At 31.3% G+C, this 17,601-nt stretch carries 20 protein-coding genes; 16 read left to right on the top strand and 4 right to left on the bottom strand.

The window, feature by feature from the left end:
* The first annotated feature begins 7 nt into the window (after positions 1-7).
* The 4 genes from BW731_RS02325 to BW731_RS02310 all read left to right on the top strand — a co-directional run bounded on the left by BW731_RS02325 (position 8) and on the right by BW731_RS02310 (position 4,356).
* Positions 8-718, top strand: coding sequence for an aspartate/glutamate racemase family protein (locus tag BW731_RS02325; protein WP_079345355.1), 711 nt, complete (start codon positions 8-10; stop codon positions 716-718).
* 105 nt (positions 719-823) lie between these two features.
* Positions 824-2,776, top strand: coding sequence for an alpha/beta hydrolase family protein (locus tag BW731_RS02320; protein WP_079345353.1), 1,953 nt, complete (start codon positions 824-826; stop codon positions 2,774-2,776).
* Positions 2,773-3,747 carry a biotin--[acetyl-CoA-carboxylase] ligase gene (locus BW731_RS02315; protein ID WP_079345351.1) on the top strand — a complete coding sequence of 325 codons (975 nt, stop codon included), beginning with the start codon at positions 2,773-2,775 and terminating at the stop codon, positions 3,745-3,747. The genes BW731_RS02320 and BW731_RS02315 overlap by 4 nt, the downstream gene beginning before the upstream one ends.
* Before the next feature lie 72 nt (positions 3,748-3,819).
* Positions 3,820-4,356, top strand: a complete 537-nt coding sequence (locus BW731_RS02310; protein ID WP_079345349.1) for a biotin transporter BioY — start codon at positions 3,820-3,822, stop codon at positions 4,354-4,356.
* Between the two features lie 70 nt (positions 4,357-4,426).
* On the opposite strand, the gene BW731_RS02305 is transcribed toward BW731_RS02310, so the two are convergent.
* Complete coding sequence (locus tag BW731_RS02305; RefSeq protein WP_079345347.1) at positions 4,427-5,332, bottom strand: polysaccharide deacetylase family protein; 906 nt, start codon at positions 5,330-5,332, stop codon at positions 4,427-4,429.
* A gap of 147 nt (positions 5,333-5,479) precedes the next feature.
* Between BW731_RS02305 and recJ the strand changes: the two genes are divergently transcribed.
* Positions 5,480-7,789, top strand: a complete 2,310-nt coding sequence (recJ, locus tag BW731_RS02300) for a single-stranded-DNA-specific exonuclease RecJ (RefSeq protein ID WP_079345345.1) — start codon at positions 5,480-5,482, stop codon at positions 7,787-7,789.
* Positions 7,786-8,298 (top strand): adenine phosphoribosyltransferase, encoded by a 513-nt coding sequence (locus BW731_RS02295; protein ID WP_079345343.1) that lies wholly within the window; start codon positions 7,786-7,788, stop codon positions 8,296-8,298. The genes recJ and BW731_RS02295 overlap by 4 nt, the downstream gene beginning before the upstream one ends.
* Here the strand turns inward: BW731_RS02295 and BW731_RS02290 are convergent.
* From BW731_RS02290 to BW731_RS12460, 3 genes are all read right to left on the bottom strand, one after another.
* The gene (locus tag BW731_RS02290; RefSeq protein ID WP_079345341.1) at positions 8,261-8,860 is read right to left on the bottom strand and encodes a P-loop NTPase family protein; all 600 of its coding nucleotides are present in this window, start codon (positions 8,858-8,860) and stop codon (positions 8,261-8,263) included. The two genes, BW731_RS02295 and BW731_RS02290, sit on opposite strands and share 38 nt — an antisense overlap.
* Before the next feature lie 361 nt (positions 8,861-9,221).
* The gene (gene phnX, locus BW731_RS02285; RefSeq protein WP_079345339.1) at positions 9,222-9,998 is read right to left on the bottom strand and encodes a phosphonoacetaldehyde hydrolase; all 777 of its coding nucleotides are present in this window, start codon (positions 9,996-9,998) and stop codon (positions 9,222-9,224) included.
* An 11-nt stretch (positions 9,999-10,009) separates the two neighbouring features.
* Positions 10,010-10,219, bottom strand: a complete 210-nt coding sequence (locus BW731_RS12460) for a hypothetical protein (protein ID WP_143592725.1) — start codon at positions 10,217-10,219, stop codon at positions 10,010-10,012.
* Between BW731_RS12460 and BW731_RS02280 the strand changes: the two genes are divergently transcribed.
* From BW731_RS02280 to BW731_RS02235, 10 genes are all read left to right on the top strand, one after another.
* Positions 10,210-10,857, top strand: a complete 648-nt coding sequence (locus tag BW731_RS02280) for a DUF6998 domain-containing protein (protein WP_143592724.1) — start codon at positions 10,210-10,212, stop codon at positions 10,855-10,857. The genes BW731_RS12460 and BW731_RS02280 overlap by 10 nt on opposite strands.
* Before the next feature lie 744 nt (positions 10,858-11,601).
* A complete protein-coding gene (locus tag BW731_RS02275; RefSeq protein ID WP_079345337.1) occupies positions 11,602-11,859 on the top strand; it encodes a hypothetical protein in 258 nt (85 codons plus the stop codon).
* A gap of 28 nt (positions 11,860-11,887) precedes the next feature.
* Positions 11,888-12,727 carry a YwqG family protein gene (locus BW731_RS02270; RefSeq protein ID WP_079345335.1) on the top strand — a complete coding sequence of 280 codons (840 nt, stop codon included), beginning with the start codon at positions 11,888-11,890 and terminating at the stop codon, positions 12,725-12,727.
* A 25-nt stretch (positions 12,728-12,752) separates the two neighbouring features.
* Positions 12,753-13,502 (top strand): DUF1266 domain-containing protein, encoded by a 750-nt coding sequence (locus BW731_RS02265; RefSeq protein WP_079345333.1) that lies wholly within the window; start codon positions 12,753-12,755, stop codon positions 13,500-13,502.
* Between the two features lie 61 nt (positions 13,503-13,563).
* Positions 13,564-14,121: a hypothetical protein gene (locus tag BW731_RS02260; RefSeq protein WP_143592723.1), complete on the top strand. Its 558-nt coding sequence runs from the start codon at positions 13,564-13,566 to the stop codon at positions 14,119-14,121.
* Positions 14,122-14,344: 223 nt separating this feature from the next.
* Positions 14,345-14,692: a hypothetical protein gene (locus BW731_RS02255; RefSeq protein ID WP_079345329.1), complete on the top strand. Its 348-nt coding sequence runs from the start codon at positions 14,345-14,347 to the stop codon at positions 14,690-14,692.
* 215 nt (positions 14,693-14,907) lie between these two features.
* Entirely contained in the window at positions 14,908-15,867 is a 960-nt protein-coding gene (locus BW731_RS02250; RefSeq protein ID WP_079344899.1) for an IS30 family transposase, read from the top strand.
* 36 nt (positions 15,868-15,903) lie between these two features.
* Complete coding sequence (locus BW731_RS02245) at positions 15,904-16,323, top strand: cytidine deaminase family protein (RefSeq protein WP_079345327.1); 420 nt, start codon at positions 15,904-15,906, stop codon at positions 16,321-16,323.
* 19 nt (positions 16,324-16,342) lie between these two features.
* Positions 16,343-16,849: a methyltransferase family protein gene (locus BW731_RS02240; RefSeq protein WP_079345325.1), complete on the top strand. Its 507-nt coding sequence runs from the start codon at positions 16,343-16,345 to the stop codon at positions 16,847-16,849.
* A 262-nt stretch (positions 16,850-17,111) separates the two neighbouring features.
* The gene (locus BW731_RS02235; protein WP_079345323.1) at positions 17,112-17,435 is read left to right on the top strand and encodes a hypothetical protein; all 324 of its coding nucleotides are present in this window, start codon (positions 17,112-17,114) and stop codon (positions 17,433-17,435) included.
* Positions 17,436-17,601: the final 166 nt, after the last annotated feature.

The raw sequence follows: 17,601 nt of genomic DNA, 5'->3' as shown, positions 1-17,601 counted from the left end.
GGATGACATGAAACATTTCTTTACCGTCATTGGTGGTATGGGAACAAAAGCGACAGAATTATATGTCAAAATGGTAAATGATAAAACGCCTGCCCAAAAAGACCAAGATTATTTAAATTATGTTTTAGTAAATTATGCAACAATTCCCGATAGAAGTTCTTATATATTAGATAAAGAAAACAATGAGAATCCATTACCATATTTACTTGATGTGATTGAAACATATGATAAATTATCACCTGATTTTTTCGTCCTAACTTGTAACACAGCACATTATTTTTTTGATGAGTTGGAACAAGCGACTGACAAGCCATTACTTCATATGCCAAAACTTGCGATTAATCGTGTGAGTGATGCTTATGAAAAAAATGCACGTGTTGGTATCATCGGGACAGAAGGAACGATTAAAAATAAAATTTATGATCCATTTATTGAATCAGCTGGATTTGAGGTTGTTCATCCAACACAAGACATTCAAGATAAGGTGAGCAAACTTATTTTTGAAAAAATAAAACATTTAAATCAATTAGACCATGACTTGTATCATGAAGTGCTTGATGACATGTTTAACACGTTAAATTGTGACGTGATTGTGTTAGGTTGTACAGAATTATCTATGATGGAAGACGCTGAAAACCAAATGAATGAGCACGTCATCGATCCACAAAATGTATTAGCTGAAGAAACGGTAAAATTAGCATTAAAAAATAGGGAATAAGAGAAAGATGACTTTATCAAGAGATGAGGTCATCTTTTTTGTGTCTTGGCTAGTATATTATAATTCTTTGTTTTACAATGATAGTAATATGAAAGGACTGATTAGATGAAAAAAGTGACAACCGATAGTTTATTTGAATTAAATAGTTTATCTCAACCTGTATCTTCTGGTGAGTTGATTTTCTTTATGGAGCACTCAATCAATAAAGAAACAAACAAATATGAATCAAGAATTTATAGTGTGAATAAATCAACCAACGAACGACGATTATGGAGTGGAGAAGACGTTTCAATTAGTCAGTTAAAACTATCTCCTAATAAAAAATGGCTAAGTTTTGTAAGTAAAAAAGAAAAAGAATTACACTTGAATATTCAGGCTCTTGATGGTGGTAGTAGTTTTAGCATAATGAAAAAAGAGTCCTTTTCAAACTATACTTGGAATGCTTCAAGCAGTGCGATTTATTTTATTCAGACCAAATCAAAAAAAGAAACGAAAGAAACATCATTTGAACAACCTAAAAAATGGGACAAACTAACTTACAAACTAGATGGAGCTGGTCTATTAGATTTAGAGGCGACTTATCAATTGAGTAAAGTGATGGTAGCTACAAAAGAGGAAACGATTCTTTATGAAACAAAAGATGAGTTTAGTTTAGACTATGTGTCAAAAGACGAAAGTTATGCCATTATTGGAAGAGAAAAAGACCCAAAAGATGAGTGGGATTATGGAAGTACTGTTTATAAACTTGAATTTTCAACTCACTCACTCACTTGCTTAACCCATTCATTACCTACAGGAAGTTTTTACTATGGGAAAATGAATGCAACAGAAGAAGAGTTACTACTTACAGGGAATACTTTTGATTTTGGTTTTGTTTCACAAAATAAATTGTATCACTACAATATGAAAACAGGACAGTTAGCTTGTTTAACTGAACACTTAGATGAGGAAGTGGGAGATGCGATTGTTGGTGATTTCCAACAACAAGTTAGAGGAGTCGACATTGAATGGCTATCTACTAAAGAGTTTATTTTTCCAGTCACACATCATGGGAAAATACTCCTTTATCAAGGAAACTTAGAAGGTCATTTAGAAAAAATTTATGATGAAAAAAATCATTTAACAGATGCCTATTTTGATGGAAATGAGTTTGCTGTGACATATTCAACTTTAGTAGAACCATCATCTTTAGGTGTATTGTCTTTAAATACATCAGAATTAAAAACTATTTATAATCCAAATGAATTAATTTTAAATGAACTTGAACTATCAACACCACATGAATTTTGGTATGAATCAGAAAAAGATGTGTCTGTTCAAGGATGGTATGTGCCTCCTGTAACGACACAAAAAAATCATCCAGCTATTTTATATATTCATGGCGGACCACAAGTTTGTTATGGTGAAACATTCTTCCATGAGATGCAGTATCATGCAGCAAATGGTTATGGTGTAATTATGTTAAACCCAAGAGGTGGACAAGGTTACGGTCAGAAATTTGTTAGTGCAATATTAGGAGATTATGGCAATAAAGATTATACAGATTTGATGACAGGATTAGATATTGTATTAACAGAACACCCCGAAATTGACGAAAAAAAATTGGTTGTAGCTGGTGGTAGTTATGGTGGATTTATGACAAACTGGATTGTTGGTCACTCAAAACGATTTAAAGCAGCAGTGACACAACGCTCTATTTCAAATTGGATTAGTTTTTATGGAACAAGTGATATCGGTGCATTCTTTGTTAAGTATCAATTATTAACAGATTTACCAAACATTTCAGAGATGTGGCGACTATCTCCGTTAGCCTATGTTGAAAATGCTAAGACACCTTTATTGGTTTTACATGGAGAAGAAGATTTACGTTGTCCAAAAGAACAAGGTGAACAAATGTTTACGGCAATGAAACGATTTAATGTGCCAACAGAAATGATCGTCTACCCTAAATCAAGTCATGGTTTATCAAGAGCTGGCTTACCAAATCTAAGGGTCGCTCGTTTAACGGATATTGCAAATTGGTTCGACAAGTATTTAAATAATGAGGAAATAAAATGACAGTAAAGAGTAAAACATTAGAAATGCTAGAAAATCATCGGGGAGAATTTTTTTCCGGTGAAAAACTAGCAGAGAAAATTGGCGTATCTCGAAACGCTGTATGGAAAGCCATCAAACAATTAGAAAGTGAAGGGTATCCAATTAACGCTGTAAAAAGTAAAGGTTATTCGTTAGAGGAGACTAGTGATAAACTCTCTTTACAAGGCATGAAACCTTACCTAGGTAAATCAATTAATGCAACTCAGATTAATGTTTATGATTCCATTGATTCGACCAATAATCGAGCAAAAGAATTAGCCGTTACAGGGGCAGAACATGGAACAGTCATTATTGCCAATGAACAAACTAAAGGTAGAGGAAGATACGGGAAAGTATTTGAATCACCAAAGGACACAGGGATTTATATGAGTTTGATTATTCGACCAGATGAGTTACCTAATATCGAACCTTCACTTATGACAGCTTATTCGGCAGTGATAGTAGCAGACGTATTATCACATTTCACAGGTGAAAATATTGGGATTAAATGGGTAAATGATTTGTTTCTTAAAGGAAAAAAAGTTTGTGGTATTTTGACTGAAGCTGTAACCAATCTTGAAACAGGTAAACTAGACTGGATTGTAGTAGGTATAGGGATAAACGTTTCGACAGATTCTCGACTGTTTTCAGATCAAGTGCAATCAGTTGCAACTGCATTGTTTGATGATAAAAACGTGGTTAGAAATCATATTGCTGCAGAGATTATTAATCAGTTCTTTTTACAAGCTAATAGTATGACACAGCAAAAAATGATGGATATATATCGACAAAAATCAATCGTGATTGGACGTCCTGTTTCTGTTGTATCAGGTACCACAAATTATGACGCAATCGCAGAAGATATCTTAGATAATGGCTCACTTGTTGTAAAACGCTCTGATGGGCAAACGCAAGAACTTCGTTTTGGAGAAGTTTCCTTAAAAATACATTAGTCAACTTTTTTTAAAAAAAGGTTGACTAACCTTTTCTTTTTGCTATAATAAAAAAAGAAAAGGGGAGAGACTATGACAAAATTTAAAACATCAGATTTAACAAAAACTGCATTATTTGCGGCAGTGATTTTGGTTCTATCACAAATAAGTATTCCAATGCCTTACGGCGTACCGATGACACTACAAACATTTATTATTCCATTAACAGGGGTATTACTTGGAAGAAAATCAGGGACAGTAGCTACATCATTATACGTATTATTGGGATTAATTGGTTTACCTGTTTTTGCAGGATTTTCTGGAGGAGCTGCTGTTGTGTTTGGACCAACTGGAGGATTTATTTTAAGTTTCCCAATAATGGCTTACATTTCAGGAGTTTTTGCAGAACGAGGTAATCCATTTTCTCTTTATCTGGGACTAAGTTTAAGTGCTATTATAAATTTCGTAGTTGGATTTGTTATGTTTCATTTTGTTACAGGAAGTAGTCTATCTGTAGCCTTTACAGCAACGGTGCTACCTTTTATTCCAACAACTATCATTAAAGTGATTTTGATTGGATTAATATCGCAAAAGTTACGTCCATTAGTTCAACGAAAAGCTATGGCTTAAAAAGCACTAGTAATGAAAAAATAAAAACGTATTAACTTAGACTCTAATTGACTAAGTTAATACGTTTTTATTAGTTATTAGCATATTGATTACTTGAAGTAAGATAGTTTCCAAAAGATTCTTTATCAAAACCTGGAGACACTCTAATTCTTTTTAATGCAAATAAGCCATCATTTTTACTTGCATACCCAGGTTCAGTGGTTAGACCGAGTTTATAACCTGTCAACTCAGCTTCTTTTTCAACACGATCATCATATCTACCAGCTGGATAGCATATAACACTTGTTTGCTGTTTAAGTGTGTCATCAAGCCATTTTTTTGAATCAAGTAATTCTGTATGAATTTGTTCGTCACTTAATGTATTTAAATCAAGATGACTAACAGTATGACTTTCAATTGAAATAAGCCCACTTTGTTTCATTTTTTCCATGTCTGCTTGGTGGAAGTAATATTGATTGTCTTGTTTTGAGGTAATGTAGTTAATTGTCGCATTTAGTTTTAATTGTTTTAAAATAGGAAAGCCGTCTGTGTAGTTATTAAGATAACCATCATCTAATGTTATCCAAACGATTTTTTCTTTTGGTTTTTTATTTTCAGTTAGGACAATATATGCCTCTTCAGGTGTTAATGTGTAGTAATCATTTTCTTTCAGCCATTCCATTTGTTCCTTAAATTCTTCAGGTGGTAGTTTCAGTGTGTTTCCGTCATTACTGACAGTTAAACTATGATACATTAGTATTGGAAATGAAATATCAGTGTCACTTGTTAGCCAATCCGTTGTATCAATTTCACCAGGTTTGACTTGCGAGGTAGTCGTTGTTTCTTTAATTTCACGACTAGATGATTTGGCTAGACTAGATGATTCTTCCGTTTTTATTTTTTGGTTTTGGCTAGTGTTTTTAGTAAAGTAAACACCAACTAATATCATTTCAATTAATAATAAAATAATGATAGTCCATAGTGCTTTTTTCTTCATAAGAGAGCCTCCTTGTCTTTTCTATAGTATCAAAGGGTTATTTATATTGGCAAGTATTTGTTGAAAGAATTGAGCTATGTTAAACTGTGAAAGGTGAGATTTCAGAAATTTAAAATAAAATGAATGAAATAGAATGGAAGTGTTTGGGTGAAACAATCTCAATTTAAATGGGAAAAAAAATTACTAACTGACGAGCAGCAAACTGCAGTTGAAGAGTTTAAACAACAAAACCTATCTCCGCTAATGAGTCACCTTTTAGTGAATAGAGGACTAACGACAATAGATGAGGTTAATGCATTTTTAAATCCTTCTTTAGAAGATTGTTACGATCCTTTTTTAATGTATGACATGGAAAAAGCGGTGGCACGAATACAAGAGGCAGTTGCATCAGGTGAGAGGATGTTAATTTATGGAGATTATGATGCTGATGGTGTGACGAGTACGACAGTGTTAAAAGAAGCCATCGAATTAATTGGTGGTGAGGTAGAGTATTATTTACCTGATCGTTTTACTGATGGTTATGGTCCAAATTTAGATGTGTATAAGTACTTTATCGAACAAGGCATTCAATTAATTATTACAGTTGATAATGGTGTGAGTGGTCATGCCGCATTAGTGTATGCTAAAGAACAAGGGATTGATGTCATTGTAACAGATCATCATGAATTACCTGATGAATTACCGGAAGCTTATGCTATTATTCATCCAAGGCACCCGTTAGGAGACTACCCATTTAAAGATTTAGCAGGTGTTGGAGTTGCCTTTAAAGTAGCGACGGCTCTTTTAGGTGAGTTGCCGATGGAAAGTTTAGATTTAGTTGCGATTGGGACGATTGCTGACTTGGTTTCTTTGACTGGAGAAAATCGAGCACTTGTTAGTTTAGGACTAAAGATTTTAAATCAATCAGAACGTGTTGGTTTACATGCGTTAGCAGAGGTTGGAAGCATTGACTTAGCAACAGCGGATGAAGAAACGGTCGGATTTGGCATTGGACCACGTATTAATGCGATGGGGCGATTAAAAAGTGCTATGCCAGCTGTTGAGTTGCTATCAACATTTGATGATGAAGAAGCGATGGTTATCGCAAAGGACATTCAAGAAACCAATAGTCAAAGACAACAATTAGTAAAAGAAATTACTAAAGAGGCTCTTCAGATGGTTGAGGAGATGGGTGACCAACCTATATATCTTTTAGAAAAAGATGATTGGCATGAAGGTGTTTTAGGGATTGTTGCCAGTCACATTGTAAGACAAACGCAACGTCCTGCGATTATTATGACTACGGCAAGTGACGGCGAACTATTGAAAGGTTCAGGTAGAAGTATCGCGGATATCGATTTGTTCCATGTTCTGTCTGAAGTAAAAGAAAAATTTGCTTCGTTTGGTGGTCATCATATGGCAGCAGGATTATCATTTGAACGTGATAATTTAGATGAAGTAAGACAGTCTCTTATATCAATTGTGAATCCTTTGATAGATGGTGGTTCAAAAGACAGTTTAGACATTGAAACAAATATTTCGATTGAAGACGTTTCAGTAGATGTGATAGAAGAAATGAAAAAACTGGCGCCTTTTGGAACAGATAATCCTTCGCCTGTTGTGATGGTGTCTGATGTTAAGGCTGAAGGAATGAAAAAAATCGGAGCAGATGGTACTCATTTGAAAGGTCAGCTCGTACAAGAAAGTCATCAGCTAGATTGTATTGCTTTTGGCAAGGGGGCTGAAATTGGTGAAATGACAACAGGAGGCTTACTCGATGTCGTTGGAAAATTATCCATAAATGAGTGGAATGGGTTTAGAAAAGCACAATTAATGCTTGAAGATTACCGTGTGTCAGGAGTTCAAATATTTGATATGCGTGGTGGCAAGTTAGATGAATTTGATCGTTTAGCGATTCATCCTATTTTCATTGTGTTTAATAAGGAAACAAAAGTGGATTCATTGCCGCAAGATAAAGTTTGCTATATTCATGAATTACAAGATGTTGATAAGTTAGTCGGTTTTAAGGAATTGGTTTTTGTTGATTGCCCATATGACTTAGAAGTTGTATCTAAACTGGTCTCTAGCTGTGACATTGAACGCTTATATTTGTGGTTAAATATTACAACGGAACACTATCTATCAGGCATTCCAACAAGGGAACAATTTGGTAAAGTATTTAAATTATTACATGCTCAAGGAAATCTTGATGTGCGTTATAAATTAGATGAATTATCTAATTATTTACAAATATCTAAAAATCATTTAATTTTTATCATAAAAGTGTTTTTTGATTTAGGATTTGTTACAATAGAAGATGGTTTGATGAGCAAGGTTGCTAATCCGAGTGAAAAAGCTTTAGAAGAAAGCGACGTTTATCAAGCTTACTTACATAAAATTGACATGGAAAAACTATTTTTATATAGTAATGTAGCCGATATTCGTCAATGGATATCGCAACAGGAGGAAAACAGATGAATTTAAAAGATTATATCGCTAGTATCCCTAATTATCCGCAAGAAGGAGTTGTTTTTAGAGATATTTCACCGTTAATGGGCGATGGGGCTGCTTATCAAGAAGCAACTAATCAAATTGTGGAATATGCAAAAAAACGTGGTGCTGAAATGGTTGTAGGACCTGAAGCTCGTGGATTTATTATTGGCTGTCCAGTCGCTTATGAATTAGGAATTGGCTTTGCTCCAGCTCGTAAAAAAGGAAAATTACCTCGTGAAACAATTGAAGTTGATTATGGATTAGAGTATGGTAAAGCAACATTAACTCTACATAAAGATGCAATTAAACCAGGACAAAAAGTGATTATCTGTGATGATTTATTAGCAACTGGAGGAACAATTGCTGCAACCATCGAATTGGTTGAACAATTAGGTGGGGAAGTAGTTGGTTGTGCCTTTTTAGTTGAGTTAAATGAATTAAATGGCCGTGAAAAAATTAAAGGCTATGATATGCTAGCTTTAATGGACTTTTAAATAAAAAAACAGCGAGAAATTTTTCATTTCTTGCTGCTTTTTTTCTATTATTATTACTTAGTTTACTACGATCAGATTTTATTTCTCGATGAATACGTTTTTCATCTTTCGGAGATTCAAGAATGAGAAGCTTTCCGTGATCCATGTATAAATTTTGTTTGATATCAGGTAATCTTTTTTTAAATCTACGATTCCATTTATAGAGTTTAAACATACGTTTTATTATTTTTTTTCTTTGAGCAAAAGTTTTTGTTTTTTGAAAGCATTGTGTTATAGCTCTTTTTGTAACACGATATTGACAAAGAGATAAAGGATAATCTAAAATAATGATTAAATCAGCATCACTCGTGCTTTTTTCTGTCCACCGACTGACTTGAACACCTTCTACAATCCAGTTAGATAATTTTTGTAAACGTTCACTAAGTTGGTTATAACGTTGATTTTTATCTCTAATTTTTAAATAATCATCTAAGGCAATTCCTTGAATTCGATATTTTTCCTGCAGCCTTATAGTAAGCGACGTCTTACCACTACCCGCATAACCGATAATTCGTATTTTCATCCTGTATCTATTCTCCAGTCAATTGTTCTACACATATCGTACAATAATTAGTGATTTTTTTCAATTAAAATAAAGAGTATCGTAATAAAACTAATATTTATATTTCTATATAGGTGAATGATTATAATAAAATATCACTGAATAAATAGAATATGTACAGAATTTAAAAAGACTTTTAACAGTACTGGATAATCTTTTAATGAGTGTAATATTTCTCTTAAATCTAACTAAAAAAACAATAAATTTGAAATTATCATTTTATATACCTAAGCTCATTAGTTTAAGTATATAAAAATTTTAATACGATTCCATGCTATGCCTTTATTAAATATTAAAAAGGTATTGGTAACGGTGTGACGCATTACAAGTAACTAATTAACTCTATTAGATCAAGCAAGTTTTTAACAATATACTGAGCTCCAGCTTCTCTATATTTTTGAGAAATAACAGCGAACTTTTCATTTTTGTCATTTTCAGATAATTGATTATATTCTTCAATAGATAATCCTAACATAGAACTTCCTTCAAGAATGCCGATTGTGATTACTCCTGCATTAACACCTTCTTGTATATCAGAAATAGTATCACCAATTTTAATTACTTTATGTGTTTCTTTTAATTCTAATCTTTTCATATTTTCAAAAATCATATAAGGATATGGTCTTCCGTATCCACCTACTTGATCCGGCGTTACAACTTCATCAGGCGTATATCCTTGTGCATTAGCTTCTTTGGGAATGACAGCCATCATCTCACTTGTAAAACCTGTTGTCGAGCCAATTTTTATTCCTTGACTTCTCAAACGTTTCATACACTCTAATGTATCTGGTTTTAGTTCTGTATGACTAACTAAACTAACATCTAATTTTTTTACAAATTCATTATGAAATGCATCAACGTCTTTATCAGTAAAATTTCTCCCATTTTTATCTTGAAATTGTTGATTAATTTTTGGCATATATAACATTGTTTTAATATGGTCCCATTTTAGTGTGCCCATCGGTTCTCTAATTTCATCCATTGTTACATTAATATCAAAGTTTAAAAATGTTTCTTTAAACGCTTGAACAGGTGCAAAACATCCGTAATCTACTGTTGTACCTGCCCAGTCAAAAATAATTCCTTCTATCGTTGTCATATCATTTCCCCCTACTTACTTTCAAAGTATTCTTTCATAATATCAATCAATTTATTAATGTCTTCTTCATAGATTTCACCTATTACTCCAATGCGAAATGTATTCATATTTAATAATTTACCAGGATAAATTGCATATCCGCGTTTTTTTACAAATTCATACATCTCTTCAAATGAAAAATCATCGCTTGGGTATTCAAATGTGGCAATAATTGTCTTCATCCAATTTATTATGTTGGTTAGAACAAGAAACGAATTGGGGAACAAATAGAGGAGAATTAACATTTATTACAGGAAGACTAGGCGAATTATACACAGCTATCATGACTAATGGTGAGATGGCTAGTAAAACGAATCAAGAAGGTTACGATGTGGTATCTGAACAGGGAGAACATATTAGTGTGAAGTCCACAACAAGTAACAAAGGGACACATCATTTTAGATTTAATAAAACAACTTTGAATAAGGTAGATAGAGTGGTTATCGTGTATATAAATGTAGAAGAATTAACTATACAAATTATTTATGATGCACCTATTGAAGAGGCAAAACAGTTAATGGTAGAAACGTCAGATGGCAGTCAATATAATCTATCGCAAAGTAAGCTATTAACAAAATCTAAATCAAATAAGATAAAAAAGGTAGTTATGGATGACGTACATTATGAATTATTTACTATTCAAAAATTAGAAAGTGGTACAATTGTATTATTGGAAAACGGTAAAGAAGTAACCCCAGTCAAGCCAGTACTTAGAAAGATAGCTCAAAAAATGGGGGTAGACATTAATAATGGGAATGGAAATTTAAAAACGACCAGAGGGTTAGGAAATGATATCATCAAACAATTAAAAAATAACTAAGAGATATCTTAGACTATGATGTTATCAAGGGGTATTTTTGGGGTAATATAGTGAGAATAGTCAGAATAAATTAGTGTTTCAAAAAAAGATAAACGTTGATAAATCAGTAAAGTTAGTAAAAAATAAATTTAAAACTTCGATACCATCACAAATATTCGCGGAAATTGGTTTTTATTAAAAGTGAAAATAAGACTAAAATTGATAAATGCTTTTAAATCAACGTTTTATAGTATTGGGTAAAAATAAAATAACATGATTAAATAGTAAGATACTTGCGATTTTACCTTTTTCAAGGGGTAGATAAAGGGGTATCTTATTTTTTTGTTTTTATTATAAATTATTACTTTAATATCAACGTTTGTTTGTGTTTTTAAAAATATAAATATCTTTAAAATATCTTTAAAAACACCTTTATTATGGGGAAAATAAAGTGATATAAAAATAATAATTAAAAAAAGAAGATAGGTTAGATTGTTGTTAAATCAATGATTAAGCGCTTTATTTTATACTGGGAAATATAAGTGTTGAAAAAGAGACTAGGGATGATAGATGCTATAACCCTTGACATACATAGGATACAAGGATTTAAATTAAGGTATTAACTTGTTATGTAATAGTATGATAAATGATACACGCTGAAACTGTTGATAATAAAGGGTTTCTGACACTACTTTTTTGTTAAAATATTATAGAGTAATACTAACCTAATAAATATATTATTTTATGGAGTGGAGGGGTTAACAAGTGAGAGGAGTTTATTCTAGAGCACATAAATTATCTGTAAATAATAAAAGTTTATTAAAAGAGTCAGTGACCTGTGGATGCTTTTATTGTATTCGTTTGTTTGAATATGGTGATATAATTGAATGTATTGGGGGAATAAGTGATGATACAGCCCTTTGTCCTTTTTGTGAGATAGATTCAGTGTTACCAGAAAGTGAATTATATCAATTAAATGAGCTATTTTTAGAAGAAATGTATAATGTATGGTTTGATAACTAATCAATTTATATAAAAGGGAGAATGAAACATGAAAGAATTAGAAACAATATTATATAACTACTTGCCAGAAGAAGATGTGAAACAAATTTTGAAAAGTAAACGTCAGTTTATTTCACTTGATTTAGTGGATGAACCAACAAATCTTTACAGCAGTAAAATTGGAGGGTATGGGTACTTACCTAAGTCTATATCCTACCCTACTAATAAGAATAATCAACCATTATCTTTATTAGCACAGTTGAATTTTGAAGAATTACCTACCCTAGAACCTTTTCCCAAAAAAGGAATATTAGCTTTTTATATTGATTGCTTTGATGATGTATGGTACGGACTAGATGATGATAATCCAACAATTCAAGTTGGATTTAGAACAATTTACATGGAAGATTTAACAAAAAAGTATCATAGTATATCAGAACAACAATCTTTGTTTGGACATTATAGCGATGAAGAATTGTGGGGAATTGTTTCAAAAGAAACTAAATTAAATGGTCGACTATCGGAAACAGTTTCAATAACAGATACTGTTGATTTTCAAGGAATAGCAGGAGTCCCATATTATGAATATATTGAAAGTAAAATTTCAGGATATAAAGAAAGGGATGAATTTGAAGAATTGAAATTTAACATATTAGAAGATATCCAATCAAGAACGTGTGTAGGTGGGTATCCATTCTTCACACAATCAGACCCAAGAGGATATGACACGAAGTTATCAGAAGAATACAATACGTTACTATTTCAGTTGAATTCGGATGATGATATCGTTATGTGGGGTGATACTGGAGTGGGTAATTTCTTTATTAATGATGAAAAATTAAAAAATAAGGATTTTTCTGATGTTTTATATAATTGGGATTGTTATTAAAATGAGAATTAACGGAGGAGTATGAATGTTTAAATTTTTAAAAGAAATAAAAGAAGCGTTTCAAGAAGGCGTTGAAGAAGCTAAAGAAGAATTAAAAGAAGAACAAGAGAAGGAAAAAAATAGGAATATAGATGTCTTAAATAAATTATCTGAAATATCACAGGAAGAAAGATTTGGTACCTCTTTAGCTGCTCCATTTAGAACGACAGCCTTTATGGATTGGTTTAGTCTTTTTAAAAGTAGTAGAGAGTTGAAAGAAGAAGATGTGATACCTGTTCATCTGTATAAATATGGTTACTTAAATGAATTAAATGAATCGGATATTGAACGATTAAAGAATCAACAAGAAGGAAGTTTTGATATTGAGAATGAAGAAGATGTGTTGTCTATTACGCAAAGTTTCTTATTAGGTGTAGGCATTTCATTACATTCTTTAGAGAATATAAAACCTAAGTATCAACCAGAAGAATTGATATGTTTTAAGGAAGGTAAATTATTACCAGCATGGTCACTTAGTGCAGCTGCCTCAACTTTAGTATCAGGTGTTGAGTTTAACGGGTTGCCCAAAGAGAAGTCTTTAAAGATTTTTTCAGAATTGTTGCCTCATGTTCAAAAAATATATAAAAATTGGGATGATTTTGGAGATGATTATCTTCAAGAAGATGGATTAATTAATAGTGAAAAGAAGGCTATTAAACAAACAGATAATACGATTTATAATTTAACCTTTAAATTTGGAAGTCCATGGGTTCAGTTTCCGCTAGAAAGATATTAGTAATAAGATAATAAAATTGGAGTAATAAGTAAGAGAAAGTTGGTTTTCTTAAATGTGGAACATGTTTAAAAAAGTTTTTTTAAGCACTAAAGGTAGAGACGAAGGATATAAAATACCTGCTAATTATTCAATTAATATTCCAAATGATAGTAATGAAATTTCAAAAATAGATAAAAAATTTATAGAAATCCTTCTAAATTTCACTCCTGATTATAATAGTTTAAAGGGTGAGGTAAAGAGGTTTGATACATATGATAATTATATAGAAAATGTTAGAGCTTTTATATCTTGTGATGTGATGGGAAATAACTGGATTTATAAACAAAGCGATTTGAGTGAATTAAATAGATTTATTCAATACGAAAAAATTAGAAATATCTTTGATTTCAATAATTTTTTACATCTTATTGGCGTAAACGAAGAAGAGTATAAGCTTTTGGTTGATAGTGATATATATGAAAAAACTATAGTTTATATTAATAAATATAAACGAGAGTATCAAAATGAGTGTAGTGAATTATCGAAAATCTATGTAAGTAAAGGTAGTAATGTTAATGATTACAAAATATTTTGGGGAGAAAGTAATCATGTAAATCTTATATTGGAAAGTTATGGATAATAATTTAGATAAGAGTATAAATTTGATAGATTCTTATTTTTATTTTCTTATTAACCTAATTAAGTGAGTAGTTAATCGACGACGTTTTTCTTACTTTTTAAAATTTAAATTCATATTATTGAAATTTGATAGTATAAAACCCATTATATGTTAGGTATAAAAATTGCTTGAATATAAAATAAAAAGAAGCTATCATTCACACACTTAAAAAGGAGTGAATGATATGGTTAACAAAGAAGTTAGTGCAACAGAATTGATTAGAGAAAAGTTACCTGTAATTTTGAAGAGCAAGTTTGAAGATGGTGCAACATTTGATGAGTTGTGGAATGAATTGTATAAAGATAAGTCATTGAAAAAAGTGATGGTTAATGAAGAAGGTGTGAAGAGACTAGGGTTGTTACAAGGATTAAGTAATCGGATAAAAGCAAATAAAGAAGATAATATTATGATGGTAAAAAAAGCAGATGGAAAAAATTATTTTTATTATTATGATAATACGTTTGAGAAGTTAGAAAAATTAACTAAGATATATGTAGATTCAGTTCACGAAATATGGGAAATAGTGATGTAAGTGTTTCAAATGAGGATAAGAATGACATCAGACTTCATGAGTTTTTCTCCGCCATTAATCAGTTAGAAAATACTTTTAAAGAGATGATAGATAGCAACGTGAAGTAATTTATTTTTATAACGCCGATTGTAAAATTAAGCTAGACAACTAAAAAATCATTTGTGATACACTCAAATTGTATTTCCAACCAAAGAAAACAAGGAGAGTGATCACAAATGACCTATACACATCTTACTACAGACGAGCTAGTTTTGATAGAAGCTTATTACCATCAAAATAAAAAAGGAACATACGTTGCGAAACAATTGAAACGAGCAAAACAGACTATCTATAATGTTTACAAAGCTTTTGATGAGGGATTATCTGCACTAGATTACTATAAAAGATACAAAAATAATAAAAAGAATTGTGGCAGGCGTCCTATTTCTTTATCTGATAATGAAACAGAATACATTCAAAAGAAGGTTGTTCAAGGATGGACTCCAGATGTCATTATTGGTCGTGCTGAGTTTCCTATCTCATGTTCTATCAGTACTCTTTATAGATTATTTAAGCAAGGACTGTTTGATTTGACCGCATTACCTATGAAAGGTAAAAGGAAAGCGAATGGTTATAAAGAAAAAAGAGGTAAACAAGCCTTTAAAAGAACCATCCATCAACGTAATAAGGACTATCAACTCTTTAATAATGAATTTGGTCACCTTGAAGGTGACACAATTGTTGGAAAAGATCATAAAAGTGCTGTTATCACACTCGTTGAAAGACTATCGAAAGTGATTATTACGTTAAAACCAATAGGCAGACGAGCAATAGATATCGAAAATAGTTTAAATAATTGGTTTAAAAAGTTTCCATGCCATCTATTTAAATCAATCACATTCGATTGTGGTAAAGAATTTTCTAATTGGAAATCAATCAGCAATCTAAATGATATTGATATTTATTTTGCCGATCCAGGAACACCATCACAACGTGGCTTAAATGAAAACTCTAATGGGTTATTACGTAAAGATGGATTACCTAAACAAATGGATTTCAACAAAGTTGAGGAATCTTTTATCCAATCTATCGCTTCTAAAAGAAATAATATTCCTAGAAAATCATTAAACTATAAAACACCATTGGAAGTATTTTTGAGTTATGTAGACAACGATATTTTGTCTAGCTTAATTTGACAAATGAAATAATATTAACTAGGGAGGTTAGAAGAAATGGATATTTGGGAAACATTGTATTTAAAAGCGAAAGAACATTATCACCCCACAGAAGTAAACAGCTTTATTTATACGAATCATGTGGTATGTGCTTTAGAAAGTATCAGTGGAAATATTTTTACTGGGTACTGTATCGAGGGGACAGGTGGTACGATAAATTTATGTGCTGAAAGAATGGCTTTGATTAATATGTATCAAGAATGTGGAGAAACTCAGGTTAAAAGATTAATTGCTTTCCGAGATGTTCCACCTTCCCATCAAAATGGTGGCATACCGTGTGGGATTTGTCGTGAAACTCTTATGCAATTTTCACCAAGCAATAAAAATACTGAAGTTTTGGTTGATTTTAATACTAGAGAAGTAGTGACGTTACAGGAGTTATTACCGAAGTGGTGGGGAGATTATAGATTAAAATAAAGACAGGAGGAGTTATTCTATGGGGATAATACTAATATTTCCATTATTAATTATTCGATTTTGGATAATGCCTAAGTTAAGTTACTCAGCTGTAAAAGAAGCTAACTATTTTGCTCCACTAAGGGACAAAGAAAAATATTTTTATATTATGTATCAGATTACTAATGTCTTACTTGTTTTCATGCCATTATTATATCAAATAAACATTCATAGTTATCTTGGATGGGTAGTGTATATTCTGGGGATAGCTTTAGTCTTAATCACGATTATTCACTTTTCGGACAAATCTAATAGTGTCTTAAGAGTCAAAGGGGTTTATAAATATTCAAGAAATCCAATGTATGTTGGGTATTTTGTTTATTTCTTAGGATGTAGCTTATTATTAGATTCTTGGGTATATTTTTTAGTGCTCTTGGTATTTCAATTATCAGCACATTGGATTATTTTATCTGAGGAACGATGGTGTGAAGAAATTTATGGGGATAGTTATTTAAGCTATAAGGGTTCTGTAAAAAGATATCTATAAATATATTCTAAGAAGCTAGTAAAGTATTATAAGGAGATTCTGTTGGCGTACAAGCTTGTTATGTAATAGTATGGAAAATGATATATATATTGAGATAATTGATAATAAAGAATTTCTATTATCAATTGAATATGACACGAAATTATATAATAGATAGTTAAACTAAAAAAGGAGAAGGAATGTGCTTTAAATCAATGTTTCAATTACCAGACTTAAATTATAAGTGGAAATATATTGGAAGTGATGGAAAAAAGAAAGATGGATGTATCAGACTGAATTGATTGTACAAAAATTGAATTCGTTTGATATTGTTAATAGAAAAAATTATGTCATAGAGATAGGATATGAAACTGAAAAAGAATCAACCGTTCCTTTAAATAAGAAAAAAATAGTACTTCTTGATATAGCTACTAGGACTATGGCGTCTAAAAGATGCCCTGAACAACATCAAACATATATTTTATTTGGAATCGAAGATATATTTCAAATGAAAAGAAGATGGGGAAAAACAATATTAGTTCCGGTGCAAAACTTACCTCATATGGATAGAAAAATTGAAAGGATCATAGAAAAAGTTTACAAGTAATAAATTTATATTTTAATTTTTAAAATAGTAAGTAAAATGATTTTAAGTGAATATCAAGTGTGTTTATTTTTGTTTTATAAAACCTATTACTTAAGAAATAGACAATTGTAATTATTTTTAAACATAAAGATTAAGAGGAAATACTGTATCGGTAAATAATTAGTAA

Source organism: Vagococcus martis, assembly GCF_002026305.1.
In the GTDB taxonomy this organism is placed as follows: Bacteria; Bacillota; Bacilli; order Lactobacillales; family Vagococcaceae; genus Vagococcus; species Vagococcus martis.
This window is presented reverse-complemented; position numbering and strand designations above follow the sequence as displayed.